This window comes from Gemmatimonas sp. (genome assembly GCF_036405635.1).
GTDB lineage: Bacteria > Gemmatimonadota > Gemmatimonadetes > Gemmatimonadales > Gemmatimonadaceae > Gemmatimonas.
Genome location: NZ_DASWXE010000220.1, coordinates 1 through 14,573 on the forward strand (window position 1 = coordinate 1; position 14,573 = coordinate 14,573).

The window sequence follows — 14,573 nt, forward strand, 5'->3', positions numbered from 1 at the left end:
GCGTCGAGTCGGAGTTCGGCGATCACGCGCTCGGGTACCGGTGTTGGAATCGGGACGGGCGTTGGTGGTGTGGACGCCGCAGAAACACTCGGCGTACTTGGCGTGTTCGTCATTCGGCCCGCAGGCACAGGGCTCATCGGCGTCAGGGCCATCAGCGCCGGCACCTCCTGCGCGCGCTGTTGCTGTGCCAATCGTGCCGTGGCCGCCAACGCGCGTCCACCATTGGCCGGCAATGATTCCGACACGACATCGGCCACATCGTGCAGCGACGGCCAGCGCTGCGCGGCGTCCTTCTCCAGCATGCGCATCACCGCATCGGCCAGAAACGGAGGACAATCCGGACGCAGTTCACGCACATGCACGGGCACTTCGTTGCTGTGCGCGAGGATGAGCTGGTACAACTCGCCACTGAATGGCAATCGCCCGGTGAGCAACACATAGGCGGTCACGCCCAGCGAGTACTGATCGGACGACGGGCCTACCGGCTTGTTGGTGAACTGCTCGGGGCTCATGTAGGACGGCGTGCCGACCTGCGTGCCCGACTGCGTGAGCGAGGTGCTGCCCAGCGCCTTGGCGATGCCGAAGTCGGTCAGGATCACGTCGCCCTTCACATTCACCAGAATGTTGGCGGGCTTGATGTCGCGATGCACGACCGCTTCCGAATGCGCATGTGCAAGCGCGCGTGCTGCGCCGGCGATGATCCATCGCACATCGTCGATCGCGATGGGGCCGGGCTGCTGGCACAGGTGATCGGCGGCCATGCCCTCCACGAAGCTCATCACGAAGTACGAGAGCTCGTGATCCTGCCGGATGTCGTGCACCACGATGATGTTCGGGTGCTGGAGCCGCGCCGCGATGCGGGCCTCGAGCAGGAAGCGATCCGACATGCCGGGCGTGAGACTCAGCCGCGGATCCATGACCTTGATAGCCACGCGACGATCCAGTTTGAGATCGTGCGCGAGATACACCACGGCCATACCGCCACGGCCCAGCTCTCCAGCAATGTCGTACGTCCCCACCGTGGACAGGCGAAGCCGTTCGAGCAGCGGGTCGCTGATCGCAGCAGAGAAGGCCGGAGCCAGAGGGGTGGTCATCGTCGGTGCGGGGGCGGTGGGGGCGAGACGAACTTACCGCGCCAGCCAAGGGGCGGACAGGCAATGGGAAAAGGGTTGTCCGATCGGCCCACATGGTGACCGACGCAAAACGGGCCCCGGTGCATTGCACCGGGGCCCGTTCAGTCACGGCAGAATCAGGCGATTACTTGAGGTCGCCGAAGCTGCGGCGGCCCGCGCGCTCACCTTCCGAGCGGCAGTTCGTCGCGGCACCCTGACCATCGAGCAGCTGCCAGATTTCCACGCGGCGGTTGGCCGCCTGGGCCTGACGATTCGCAGCCGAGATGCGGCTACGGTTGGCTGGCGGCGGTTCCTGCTCGGTGTCACCGTCGCGCACCAGGATGCACTGCTCACCGAAGCTCGACCAGACCACGCGATCCTTGATGGCATTCGCGTCGGCACCGGCCACCTTCAACAGCTGCTTGTACACGGCTTCCGCACGCGACTTGGCCAGCTTGTTGTTGTAGGCTTCCGAGCCGTACCAGTCGGTGTGACCCTCGATCGAGATGCGGATCGACGGGTTCGCCTTCATGACGTCGACGATCACCTTGAGGGTGTCGTTGCCGGCCTTCAGGACCACCGCACGGTCAAAGCTGAACAGCGTCGTGTCGAAGGCCACGCGGGCTGCGGGAAGCGCCTTGCACTCCACCGTCGCCTGCTGGGTCTTCGTGCTGCCGTAGGCCGTCTTCGAGACCGTGATGGTCGTCGTGCCGGCCGCGTTGCAGGTCACCGTGCCGTTGTTCACCGACGCGATGGAGTTGTTCGCCGACGTCCACGTGATGGCGCCGAGATCAACATTGTCCGCGTCCGTGGCCTTCGACGTGAACGACAACGTCTTGCCCACATCGGTCGAACCGCTGGTCGGCGAGAGCGTCAGGTTCCAATCCGGCGGCGGAACCGTGACGGTCGACTGCGCCGAACGATCCAGCTTCTTCACCGTGCCGCGGCAGGTGATGGTCGCCGTGCCGGCCTTCACAGCCGTCACCTTGCCCGTGTTGTCCACCGTGGCCACCGACGCGTCGCTCGACGAGCAGGTGAGGTTCTGCACCGTGCGCAGTTCGATCGGACGAGCCTGGGCATCAGCCGCACTGAGCGCGAACTGACGATCCGTGCCGCGGTTCACCGTGGCGCTGGCCGGGTCGATGCGAAGCGCCCAGTCGAACGGCGTGCCGCCCGACGCGCAGGCGCCGCGAAGCGCATACGTGAAGCCGACGCGGAAGCCCATGTTGCTGGACGTGCCGTCGAGCGCCTGCTCGTTCGGCGACGGGTTGTTGTCATACACGCCGTCAAAGCGCGCGCCCCACTTGCCGCTGCCGCAGATCTTGAGGCCGGCAAGCGCCGAGAAGCCGTCTTCGTATTCGTTGGCCGTGGCACGACCGGCGAACACCGAGTTCAGGTAACCGGCGCCAAGGATCAGCGACGTCTTCTTGGAGGACGTGACCGGGATGGTCAGCGTGGCAAGGCCACGGAACGGACGGTAGGTGATCGACTCGAACGGGTTCCGAAGGGCTTTCGTGCTGCCGACGTTGATGTCGCCCTCGATGCCAAGCCACTTGTAGACGGACATGCCGATGCGGCCACCGCCACCGATGATGTCCTGCTTCATGCGCAGGTCAGTATCGAGCCTGGTGTACTGCCCGAAAATGCCAACTTCGATACGATCGCCAAGGCCCTGAGCATGGGCCGTCGGTACCGCCGCAATCGCGGCCAGCAGCGAGATTCCGACCAGCTTTGTCTTCATGGAAACCTCTGGTTATGAGCAAAGGAACGGGTACAGACATGACCCGAGACCGCCGAACGGGATACCCGGAGGGGTACGAGCCGGACGACCGACTGGGGACAAAGGTAAGTGATCCCCACACTGTGCGATATATCACCTGAGGAGTATTCTGTGCCCGTCATCACTCAACCGGAACACAAAACGGCCACATCCAGAGACGTGGCCGTTTCATGAAAGGCTGAGCCGTCCTCAGACGGTCAAAAGCGCATCTATGGATGAGCGAATACGCTCAGCCGTGGGGACCACTTCGGCCAACAGGTCCGGATGGTAGGGGACCGGGATGTCCCTGGGCGCCAGACGCTGAATCGGCGCGTCGAGGTACCAGAAGGCGTCTTCAGCCAACGTACCGGCGATCTCGGCACCGAACCCAGCCGACAGGTTGTCCTCGTGCACGATGAGGCAGCGGCCGGTCTTTTTGACCGACGCCAGCACAGCCTCGCGGTCCCAAGGCGCGATCGTACGCAGGTCGAGCATTTCGACCCGGCCTTCCAGTCCCTCGATCGCCTCCACGCACCGGTGCACCATCGCACCCCACGACACCAGTGTCAGGTCGGTGCCGGGCTGCACGAGGCGCGCCTTACCGAACGGGATGACATAGTCGTCACCCGGGTACCGGGCACTGCCGTCCCCGGTCATCAGCAGCGAGCGGTGCTCGAAGTAGATGGTCGGGTTCGGGCTCCGCATCGCCGATCGCAGCAGACCTACCGCGTCGGCGGCGTTGGACGGCATGGCCACCTGCCAGCCGTACGCATGCGCAAAGCGCACCTCGTCACTCAGCGAGTGCCACGGGTCACCCACGTCCTTGCCGAAGCCACCCGGCATGCGCACCACCATGGGCGCCGCAAACTGGTTGGCCGTGCGCCACCGCATGGTGCCGGTGTTGTTGAGCTGCTCCGTGGCCGGGTCGGCGTACTTCCGGAACTGGATCTCCGCCACGGGCATCAGGCCGCTCACGGCCATGCCCACCGCGCGCCCGATGATGCCTTCTTCGCTCAGGCTGGTGTCGAATACGCGGTCGGCGCCGAACTGCTTCTGCAGCCCCTCGGTGACCAGGTGTACACCACCCTTTCGGCCCACGTCTTCGCCAAACACCACCACCTTCGGGTTGACGGCGAGCTCGTGGCGCAGCGTCCGGCGAACGGCTTCAGCGAAGCGCAGCAGCTCGCCTTCGTCCGAAGCGGTCTCGGTCTGTGACAGGGCGCCACGTTCCGCCGGCGTCAGACCACCCATGGCCTGACCATCGAACGCCGGTTCCGCGTACACGTGCAGTGCCACGGTGGACGGATCGGGCATCGGCCGGGCGCGGGCCGCGTCGAGCCCGGCCTGCACATCGCGCGCGACCTCGGCTTCGAGCTCTGCCCAGTCGTCTTCGCTCAGCAGCGCGGGGACCAGGTAGTCGCGAAGACGCGGCAATGGATCCCGCGTATGATCGTCGGCGATTTCCTGCTCGCTGCGGTAGCCCTTCTGGTTGTCCGGGCCGGAGTGGCTGGACAGGCGCGGTACGGTGAGGCGCACCAGCGCGGGGCCCTTGCCACCGCGGATGTGCGTGACCGCTTCCTCGAGCAAGCCGGCCGCTTCGTGCGGATCGATACCGCTGCCGTTCCGGATGAACAGATTGCCGAACGACGCGAGGTTTTTCGCGATGTCCGCACCCGGGGTCTGCATGTCACCGCGTACGCTGATGCCGAGGTTGTTGTCCTCGATGTAGAACAGCATCGGCAACTTGAGCGTGGTGGCCATGGTCAGCGCGGCCCAGAAGCCACTCGTGGCCACCGACGCATCACCGCCCAGCGCGACGCTCATGCTGTTGGCGTATGACGCGTCCTTGAGCGTGTCGCGGTGGTACACCACGCTCTGCGCCCAGCCGGCGGCCGGCGTGTACTGCGAGCCCACGTCACCCGCCATTGGCAGCACGGTGCACCGGTCGGGTCGCGCCAGGTTGCACACCACGCCGATGTCGCGGCCATCACTGAAGCCACCGGAGCGACCGAGTGGACTGCCCAGCGCATCGTCGATCGGCAGTCCAAGTGCGAGCAGCATGGGGCGGGAGCGGTAATAGGCACCGGCGCCGTCGTGCGGCCCCTGCATCAGCGATCCCAGGATCACCTGCGCCATGTCGTGGCCACGCGCCGAGAACTGGTACAGCACCAGATGCTCGCGGGGGACACTCGTGCGATTGCGATTCGTGGTCTCTTCCACGTCGTCGAGCGCGCGCGAGACCAGCGTGTGGTACGCGATGCGGCGCCAGTCGAACCCGTCGCGCGGGGTTACGGCGGAGTGCTTCCCGCTGGGGGACGCGGGACGTGTGGCAGTCTTTGCAGGCATAGCCTGATAATCTGCCCGGTGCGCCGGCGATTTGGCAGCCGACCCCTGCGGATTCTGCCTTGGGAATGCCTGTGCAAATGGGACGACGTGTAGGTGACGCGCCGTGAAGCGTCCCAGCGTGCAACCAGCATCGCGCAGGGCCCCATGCTACCTTCCACGGATGCCTTCTACTTCGCCTTCCCTCATCGTAGAACAGGCCGACGGCGTCCTGACGCTGACGCTGAACCGGCCCGATGTCCTCAACAGCTTCAACCACGAAATGGCTGCCGCGCTGCAGGACGCGCTGCGTCATGCGGCTGAAGATTCCGCCGTGCGCGCTGTGGTGCTGACCGGTGCCGGCCGTGGCTTCTGTGCGGGGCAGGACCTCGCCGAGGCGTTGCCGCAGGATGGCGGCCCGATGCCTGATATCGGCGAGATCGTGAAGAAGAGCTACAACCCGATCATCCGCGCCATTCGCAAGCTCGAGAAGCCGGTGGTGTGCGCGGTGAATGGCATCGCGGCTGGTGCCGGTGCCAATCTGGCCTTCGCCTGCGACATCACGATCGCCGCCGAAGAAGCGAGCTTCGTGGAGAGCTTCGCGAAGCTGGGCCTCATTCCCGATACGTCAGGCACGTTCTTTGTGCCGCGTCTGGTGGGTGTCCAGCGTGCCACGGGCATGTTCTTTCTGGCTGAAAAGATGAGCGCGGCGCAGGCGAAGTCGTGGGGGCTCATCTGGGATGTGGCACCCAAGGCGGAGTTGATGAACACGGTGCAGGCGATGGCGAAGCAGCTGGCCACACAGGCCACGCGCGGCTTTGGTCTGACCAAGCGCGCCATGAACGCGTCGTTTGGCAACGATCTCGACGCGCAGCTCGATGTGGAAGCGCAAGCCATGCACGAGGCAGGACGCACGGCCGACTACGAAGAAGGTGTGCGGGCGTTTCTCGAGAAACGCGCTCCCGTCTATCGCGGGGCCTGATTCACGATGGCGTCGTTGATGAAAGTCGGTGTGGTGGGTGCTGGCGCGATGGGCGCCGGTATTGCCCAGGTGGCCGCGATGTTCGGACACGAAGTGGTACTGGCCGATGCCTTTGCCGCCGCGCTGCCGCGCGCGCGCAGTGGTCATGAGAAGGCCGTGGCGCGCGATGTGGAGAAAGGCCGGCTCACGCGTGAGCAGGGTGATGCCGTGCTGGCACGCTTCACGTACGTGGAGGGAGTAGGTGCCGAACAGCTGACGGCCTTCACGGGTTGTGGCATCGTCATCGAAGCCATCGTGGAACAACTGCCCATCAAGCAGGAGCTGTTCAAGGCGCTCGAAGCCGTCGTGCCGGCCGATGCGATCCTGGCCAGCAACACCTCGTCGCTGTCGATCGCGGCGATTGCCGGCGCCTGCCGTGGCAGCCATCGCGTGGTGGGTGTGCACTTCTTCAATCCGGCGCCGGTGATGCCGTTGGTGGAGATCATCCCCGCCATCACCACCGATGCCGTGGTGGCTGATGCGGTGCGTGCGCTCGTCACGTCATGGAAGAAGGTGACGGTGATGGCGGCCGATACGCCGGGCTTCCTGGTGAATCGTGTGGCGCGCCCGTTCTATGGCGAAGCGCTGCGCATTCGCGAAGAGGGCATTGCCGACGCGGCCACCATCGACTGGGCACTGCGCACCATTGGCGGCTTCCGCATGGGGCCATTCGAGCTGATGGACTTCATCGGACTCGACGTGAACTTCGCGGTCACGCGCTCAGTGTATGACGGCATGTTCCAGGATCCGCGCTACCGTCCGGCGTTGCAGCAGCAGCGACTGGTCGAAGCGGGATGGTTGGGACGCAAGACAGGGCGCGGCTTCTACGATCATCGCGATGGTGCGGAAAAGCCGGTCGCCACGGAAGACGCCGTGCTGGGGCAGGCCATCGTCGATCGGGTGCTCGCCATGCTGGTGAACGAGGCGGTGGACTTCGTGCATCTGCAGCTGGGCACCGCCGCCGATGTGGAGTTGGCCATGACCACGGGCGTGAACTATCCCAAGGGTCTGCTGGCGTGGGGCGATGAGATCGGAGCGGCGACGGTGCTTTCGCGTCTCGATGCGTTGTACCACGACAGTGGCGACATGCGCTACCGAGCGAGTGTGCGCCTGCGGCGCGCCGTGTCGGCCGGCGCCACCTTGTCGGATACGCGGCGGTATTCGTGAGCAACCCGGCCGCCGCCGAAGCTGCTCAGGCTGTGGTGCAGCACCTCATGGAGCACGACGCCTTTTCGCAGTGGATGGGTGTCGAGGTGCTCGAAGCGGCGGTGGGGCGTTCGGTACTGCGCATGGCGGTGCGGGCCGACATGGTGAACGGGTTTGGCACGCTGCACGGCGGCGTGCTGTTCGCGTTTGCCGACAGTGCGTTTGCGTTCTCCACCAATGCCGGCGGCTTTCTCAGCGTGGCGGTGGATTGCAGCATCAGCTTTCCCGTGGCGGTGCGGCCCGGTGACGTGCTCACCGCCACCGCCGTGGAACAGAGTACGACGAACCGTCTCGCGTTTTGCGAGGTGAACGTCACCAATCAGGACGCGGTGACAGTGGGCTACTTCCGCGGCACGGTGTATCGCACGACACGTCCGCATGTGGTGGGGCAATCGATGGCGCAGTCCACAACGTCGTCCAAGACGCAGGCCATCGGGCAATCAACGGCAGAACTTCGGAACAGGGTGCACGATGCAGAGTGAAGGACTCCAGGGTGCATGGATCATCGATGGTGTGCGCACACCCATCGGTAATCTGGGCGGGGCACTGAGCGCCGTGCGCGCCGACGACCTGGGCGCGCATGTGATCAGCGCGCTCGTGACCAAGGTGCAGCAGGCGACTCCCGGCTTCGATCCGGCGGCCATCGTCGACGTGATTCTGGGGTGCGCCAACCAGGCGGGTGAAGACAACCGCAACGTGGCGCGCATGTCAGCGCTGCTGGCCGGACTGCCGGTGACGGTGCCCGGGGAAACGGTGAATCGCCTGTGTGCCTCCGGACTCAATGCCGTGGCATCGGCGGCACGCGCGATTCGCGCCGGCGAAGGTGATGTGTACCTCGCCGGCGGCGTGGAAAGCATGACCCGCGCGCCGTTTGTGCTCTCCAAGGGCACTACGCCGTTTGCACGCGATGTGCAGCTGTTCGACACCAGCCTGGGGTGGCGGTTCGTGAATCTGCGCATGAAGGCGATGCACGGCACCGACAGCATGGGCGAGACCGCAGAGAACGTGGCCAGCCAGTACGGCGTCACGCGCGCTGATCAGGATGCGTTTGCCGTGCGTTCCCAGCAGAAGGCCGCCGCCGCCCGCAGCAGCGGACGGCTCGCGCAGGAGATCGCGCCGGTGTCCATCCCGCAGAAGAAGGGTGACGCATTGGTTGTGCGCGACGACGAGTTCCTGCGTCCCGAGACCACCATGGAGACGCTGGCTAAGCTCAAGCCGGCGTTCCGTCATGATGGGCAGGGCAGTGTCACGGCGGGCAATGCCAGCGGCCTCAATGACGGTGCGGCCGCGCTGCTCCTGGCGTCGGATCGTGGTGTGAAGACACATGGCTTCTCGCCCATCGCACGTGTGGTGGCGTCCGCGGCGGCGGGTGTGGAGCCGCGCATCATGGGCATGGGCCCGGTACCATCTACACGCCTCGTGCTCGAGCGCGCGGGGCTCACGCTCGATCAGATGGATGTCATCGAGCTCAACGAAGCCTTCGCGGCGCAGTCATTGGCCTGCGTGCGTGAACTCGGCATCGCCGACGACGACCCACGGGTGAACCAGAATGGCGGCGCGATCGCCCTGGGACACCCGTTGGGCATGAGCGGTGCGCGCATCGCGCTGTCGGCGGCGCGTCAGCTGCAGATCAGCGGCGGCCGCTACGCGCTGTGCACGATGTGCATCGGTGTGGGGCAGGGCTTTGCCGTGGTGCTCGAGCGCGCCTGACGGTTGATGAGCGAATTATGATCTACGCATTCGACGGGTTCATTCCGGTCATTCACGAATCGGCGTTCATTCATCCGCAGGCCACGGTCACCGGCAACGTGACCATCGGCAGGGATGTGTACGTCGGGCCGGGTGCGGCCATTCGTGGCGACTGGGGCGGCATCGTCATCGAAGACGGATGCAACGTGCAGGAGAATTGCACGGTGCACATGTTCCCCGGTGTCGTGGTGACGCTCGAGGCCTCGGCACATATCGGCCATGGCGCCATCATTCACGGTGCGCGCGTCGGCGCGAACGCGCTGGTGGGCATGAATGCCGTGGTGATGGACAACGCGGTGGTGGGCGCCGGCTGCATCGTCGGCGCGCTGTGTTTTGTGCCCACCGGCATGGAGATCCCGCCGCGCAAGGTGGTGGTCGGCAACCCGGCCAAGATCGTGAAGGATGTCAGCGACGATATGCTGGCATGGAAGACCCAGGGCACGGCGCTGTATCAGCAGTTGCCGGCGGCCATGCGGGCATCGTGGCGCGAAGTGGAACCGTTGCGCAGCGTACCCGCCGACCGGCCGACGCAGATGGCGATGCTCAAGAACTGGCAGGACACCCAGCGCTCACGCGAGGAATACGGCTGATGTTGACGGTGCAGAACTACGCCCATGGCGAGTGGGTCACGGGCACGGGCCCGCGCACGGACTTGATCGATGCGGTGACCGGCGAGAAGATCGGTGATGCGTCGAGTCATGGTCTCGATTTCAAGGCGATGCTCGACTACGCCCGCACGGTGGGCGGTCCGAAGCTGCGCGACCTGACCTTTCATGAACGCTCGCTGCGCCTCAAGCGCATCGCGCAGGCGCTCATGGCCCGCAAGGAAGAGTTCTATCCACTCTCCTTCATGACGGGTGCGACCCGCACCGACTCGTGGGTGGACATCGAAGGTGGCATCGGTACGTTCTTCGCCTATGCGAGCCGCGGCCGTCGCGAGTTCACGAACGAGCGCTTCCATGTGGAAGGTCCCACCGAGCCGCTGTCCAAGGGCGGTACGTTCGTGGGCCGGCACATCCTCGTGCCGCTCGAGGGTGTGGGCGTGCACATCAACGCGTTCAACTTCCCCGTGTGGGGCATGCTCGAGAAGCTGGCGCCGGCGCTCGTTGCCGGTGTGCCGTGCATCGTGAAGCCGTCCACCACGGGCAGCCACCTCACCGAAGCGGTGTTCCGCGCGATCATCGAGACGGGCGAGTTGCCCGCGGGCTCGTTGCAACTCATCTGCGGTGACGCGCGTGATCTGCTCGACCATGTTGGTGAGCAGGACGTGGTCGCATTCACCGGCTCGGCCAACACGGGTCACAAGCTGCGTCAGGGCAAGGCCATTGTGGCCAACTCCACGCGCTTCAACATGGAAGCGGACTCGCTCAACTGCTCCATTCTTGGCCCCGACGCCACGCCCGGTACCGAGGAGTTCGATCTCTTTGTGAAGGAAGTCGTGCGCGAGATGACGACCAAGGCGGGACAGAAGTGCACCGCGATCCGGCGCACGATCGTGCCTTCGGGGCTCGAAGAAGACGTGATCAAGGCGATCTCCAAGCGCCTGGCCACGACCACCATCGGCAGCCCCACCGCCGAGGGGGTGCGCATGGGTCCTCTCGCCTCGGCCAATCAGGTGCGTTCGGTTGGCGAGAGCGCGTCGCGCATTCGGGCGGCCGCCGAGCGTGTGTACGGCAACGACGACTTCGCGGTGGTGGGTGCCGATCGTGCGAAGGGCGCGTTTTACTCGCCCGAGCTGCTCTACTGCGCTGATCCGCTCAATCGCCTGGAGCCGCACGATATCGAAGCGTTCGGCCCGGTGAACACCATCATGCCGTACAAGAATCTCGACGAAGCGGTGCAGCTTGCCCGCATGGGTCGTGGTTCGTTGGTGGGCTCGCTGGTGACGGCCGACCCCAAGGTCGCGCAAAAGGTCGTGCTGGGTGTGGCGCCGTATCATGGTCGTGTGCTGGTGCTCGATCGCACCAGTGCGAAGGAGAGCACGGGCCACGGTTCGCCGCTGCCCAACCTGGTGCACGGTGGTCCGGGTCGCGCCGGCGGTGGTGAAGAAATGGGCGGCGCGCGCGGCGTGACGCACTATCTGCAGCGTGTGGCGCTCCAGGGCAGCCCGAGCATGCTCACGGCCATCACGCGCGAATGGACCAAGGGTGCCGAGGAAGTGAAGGATTCAGTGCACCCGTTCCGGAAGACGTTCGACCAGCTGCAGGTGGGCGATACGATCATCACCAAGTCGCGCGAGATCACACTGGCCGATGTCGAGAAGTTTGCGGCACTGAGCGGCGACACCTTCTACGCGCACATGAACGACGAACATGCCCGGAGCAACGGCGTGTTCGAGGGCCGCGTGGCACATGGCTACTTCATCGTGTCGGCGGCAGCCGGTCTGTTTGTCGACCCGGACCTGGGTCCGGTGCTCGCCAACTACGGCCTCGAGAAGCTGCGTTTCACGAAGCCGGTGTACCCGGGCGACACCATTCATGTGCGCCTCACGGTCAAGCAGAAGACGGCCAAGGATGTGCCCGAAGGCACCATCCCCCAGGGCGTGGTGGAGTGGGATGTGGAAGTGTTCAACCAGAACGACGAAGCCGTGGCGGTCTATTCCATTCTCACGCTCGTCGCGCGTGGTGACGCAAAGGCGGCCTAGCAGGTAAGCTCTACCCATGGCCACGACTCCAACACGCACCATCGACCGCTCGATCATCGAGGGACCCATCGGACCGGCGGTCTGGAAGATGGCGTGGCCTTCTGTTGTGCAGAATGTGATTGCCGGAGCCCAGGGGATGATCGACCACGCGCTGGTCGGTCATCTCGTGGGGTTCACCGGAAATGCTGCGATGGGCGTGGGTTACCAGGTGTTCCTGGTGATCATGGTGTTCATCTCGTCGCTGTTCAGTGGCATGGGTGTGCTTGTGGCGCGCTTTGCCGGTGCGGGTGACCATGCGGGCATGAACCGCGCGGCGTCGCAGGCATTTCTGCTGGTGCTGGGCATGAGCGTGGGGATTCTGGCGCCGCTGGGATATGTGCTGGCGCCCACGCTGCTTGGTCTCGTGAATGCGTCCGCCGCAGTGCAGGCCGAGGCTTTGCCGTTCCTGCGCATCATGTTCGTATTCGGCTTTGGCATGATGATGTTCTTCATGCTGGGCGGTGCATTGCGTGCGGCGGGTGATTCACGCACACCGATGCGCCTGGGCATTGGGCTCACGATCGGCAATGTGTTCTTCAACGTGCTGCTCATTCGTGGCGCGGGGCCGATTCCGGCCATGGGCACGGCGGGCGCTGCCGCCGGTGTGATGATCTCGAGTGGCCTGGTGGCAATCTACGCCATCATGAAGCTGTTCAGCGGCGCGTGGGTGATCGATTTCCGCGGTATGTCGTGGAAGCCGGATTGGGACATCATCCGCGCGCTGTTCCGTTTCGGGCTGCCCACCGGATTGCAAGGCATCGCCATGAATGTGGCCGGCGTGATGCTGCTGCGCTTCATCGGCTCCACGGCCGACAGCGCAGAGGCGCAGGCGGCGTATGCGGTGGGCTATTCGCAGCTCTTCTCGCTGGTGACCTGGTCATCGGTGGGGCTGATGGGTGCGGCGGCCGCGGTGGCGGGGCAGAACCTTGGTGCAGGTCACCCCGAACGCAGCCGTCTCGCGGTGCGCCATGCCGCCAAGATCGGACTCATCATCGCCGCCGTGGTCGGCGCCGCGTTCCTGCTCGTGCCCACCTATCTGCTGGCCATCTTCGGCATGACCGAGCCGGGTGTGGTGCGCATCGGCCGCGAGTTGCTGGCATACCTCAGCGTATCCGGGTTGTTCATCACCGTGGCGCTGACGTTCACTGGTGGCCTGCAGGGTGCCGGCGACACGAAGAGCCCCATGTACATCACGCTGGTCTCGCAGTTCGCACTACCTATCGGATTCCTCACCTTCATGGAATCGATCGGTCAGCTCGAGCCTCATCACATCTGGCTGGCCATCGTGATGGGTCATGCGTTGCGCTGCGCGCTCAGTACCTACCGCTTTGAGCAGGGGCGCTGGCAGTCCATCCAGCTTGGCGTGGGCTCGCGCTAGACCGCGTTTGGAACAGCGGGGGGAACACAGATCACGCAGATTGACACCACAAGGCACAGATACGGCACGCCGCCTTTGCAAAAGTACCCTCCTTCTTTTGTTGTATCTGTGCTTTTGTTCTTTTATCTGTGTGATCTGTGTTCCCCCCGCTGTTCTCACCGCAGCCGCATGACGAGCTGCCGGTAGCTGCGCACACTGGAAATGCTCGGGTCGCTCACGAGATCGGCAATGGGCTCGACGAGCTGCGTGGTGTGATAGCCCGGCACTGATCGTGAATGTGAACCCGCACCACCGAACCAGCTGCGAATGATCACCGCGTTCGAGGTGCGCGGCAGCTTCGCGAGCGATTGCACGAATGTCGGGAAACGCCCGTCGCGAATGAGATAGTCCTCCACGTTCGACGTGTAGAAGACACTCAGCGAATCACCACGCTCACGCAGTACGGTCGCCAGTGACGGCAGGCCCTTGGGGCCAGCGAGGTCGCTCACCACCGGAACCACCAGATTGCGTCGCTCCAGCGACTGCACCACGCGGAATGCAGCTTCGCTGGCCATGTAGCCCGACTGCGCACCGCTCAGGTCGCGTTCGGTGAGCAACTGCGCCAGCGTCGGATAGTACGGCTGCGGCGCGCGACCATGCGACGTGAAGCGTAGTGCCACGCCCTCAGCGATGAACGCCCGATGGAATCGCTCGATCGTCGCCAGATCCTCGGCAGACAGTGTCATGCCGAATCCGGAGACTTGCCCGCGTACCAGCGCTACGGCCGAAGCGGTGCTGGCTGCGGTGGCAGGGGTTCGCCGAGCCCACGCGACCAGCGAGTCGATCGACGCGTTCTCACGCGTGCTGACATCCGATGGCACCGGCCGGCCAAGCCACAATGCGAGGTGTTCCGCGCGATTGCGCGACACGGTGAAGAGCGCCTTGTACAACAGGTGTTGCAGCAGGTTGTCGCGCCGGATGTCCACCATGAACGCGATGCGCGGTGCCGTGCGTGCGATGTAGTTGAACCCCTGATCGGGACCCACGCCCACAAACGCACCACCACGCACACGTCGCTGGTCGAGTTCGGTAAGTGGGTGCAGCAGGCTGCGTTCGTTGGAGATGAGGTTGTCCGTGTCGAAGTAGGCGCCACCATCACTCAGTCGCGCCGACAAGGCTACGAATTGCGCGCGGCTGAGACTGTCGCCCGTCTGCGGGAGGTCGACGTTTGCCTTCGGCGATTCTGATCGTGAGACGCGTGCGTCAGCGGTAGGGCCACAGGCCAGTGATACGGCAAGCACGAGTGACAGCAGCAGGACAACCGGCACAAAGACTCCTGGGGGAAGTGCGGGCAGCGGACTCCG

At 64.8% G+C, this 14,573-nt stretch carries 11 protein-coding genes; 7 read left to right on the top strand and 4 right to left on the bottom strand.

Going from position 1 to position 14,573, the window contains the following annotated elements; all coding sequences use genetic code 11:
- The 3 genes from VGE27_RS17305 to VGE27_RS17315 form a co-directional block, all read right to left on the bottom strand.
- Positions 1-1,094, bottom strand: a 1,094-nt coding sequence (locus tag VGE27_RS17305; RefSeq protein WP_331050930.1) for a serine/threonine-protein kinase, incomplete at its 3' end; no start/stop codon positions are given.
- A gap of 163 nt (positions 1,095-1,257) precedes the next feature.
- Positions 1,258-2,853 carry an OmpA family protein gene (locus tag VGE27_RS17310; RefSeq protein WP_331050931.1) on the bottom strand — a complete coding sequence of 532 codons (1,596 nt, stop codon included), beginning with the start codon at positions 2,851-2,853 and terminating at the stop codon, positions 1,258-1,260.
- A gap of 228 nt (positions 2,854-3,081) precedes the next feature.
- Positions 3,082-5,217: an alpha-ketoacid dehydrogenase subunit alpha/beta gene (locus VGE27_RS17315; RefSeq protein ID WP_331050932.1), complete on the bottom strand. Its 2,136-nt coding sequence runs from the start codon at positions 5,215-5,217 to the stop codon at positions 3,082-3,084.
- 160 nt (positions 5,218-5,377) lie between these two features.
- On the opposite strand from VGE27_RS17315, the gene paaG reads away from it, so the two are divergent.
- From paaG to VGE27_RS17350, 7 genes are read left to right on the top strand one after another with little or no spacing between them, the layout of a single operon-like run.
- On the top strand, positions 5,378-6,175 hold the full coding sequence (gene paaG, locus VGE27_RS17320) for a 2-(1,2-epoxy-1,2-dihydrophenyl)acetyl-CoA isomerase PaaG (RefSeq protein WP_331050933.1): 798 nt from the start codon (positions 5,378-5,380) through the stop codon (positions 6,173-6,175).
- A gap of 6 nt (positions 6,176-6,181) precedes the next feature.
- On the top strand, positions 6,182-7,381 hold the full coding sequence (locus VGE27_RS17325; RefSeq protein WP_331050934.1) for a 3-hydroxyacyl-CoA dehydrogenase NAD-binding domain-containing protein: 1,200 nt from the start codon (positions 6,182-6,184) through the stop codon (positions 7,379-7,381).
- A complete protein-coding gene (locus VGE27_RS17330; protein WP_331050935.1) occupies positions 7,378-7,902 on the top strand; it encodes a hotdog fold thioesterase in 525 nt (174 codons plus the stop codon). Before VGE27_RS17325 ends, VGE27_RS17330 begins: the two co-directional genes overlap by 4 nt.
- Entirely contained in the window at positions 7,892-9,130 is a 1,239-nt protein-coding gene (gene pcaF, locus VGE27_RS17335; RefSeq protein ID WP_331050936.1) for a 3-oxoadipyl-CoA thiolase, read from the top strand. Before VGE27_RS17330 ends, pcaF begins: the two co-directional genes overlap by 11 nt.
- A 17-nt stretch (positions 9,131-9,147) precedes the next feature.
- A complete protein-coding gene (locus tag VGE27_RS17340) occupies positions 9,148-9,759 on the top strand; it encodes a transferase hexapeptide repeat family protein (protein WP_331050937.1) in 612 nt (203 codons plus the stop codon).
- Positions 9,759-11,813 (top strand): phenylacetic acid degradation bifunctional protein PaaZ, encoded by a 2,055-nt coding sequence (gene paaZ / locus VGE27_RS17345; protein ID WP_331050938.1) that lies wholly within the window; start codon positions 9,759-9,761, stop codon positions 11,811-11,813. Before VGE27_RS17340 ends, paaZ begins: the two co-directional genes overlap by 1 nt.
- Positions 11,814-11,829: 16 nt before the next feature.
- On the top strand, positions 11,830-13,230 hold the full coding sequence (locus tag VGE27_RS17350; protein ID WP_331050939.1) for an MATE family efflux transporter: 1,401 nt from the start codon (positions 11,830-11,832) through the stop codon (positions 13,228-13,230).
- Between the two features lie 155 nt (positions 13,231-13,385).
- Here the strand turns inward: VGE27_RS17350 and VGE27_RS17355 are convergent, their stop codons facing one another.
- On the bottom strand, positions 13,386-14,537 hold the full coding sequence (locus tag VGE27_RS17355) for a hypothetical protein (RefSeq protein WP_331050940.1): 1,152 nt from the start codon (positions 14,535-14,537) through the stop codon (positions 13,386-13,388).
- Between the last annotated feature and the right edge of the window lie 36 nt (positions 14,538-14,573).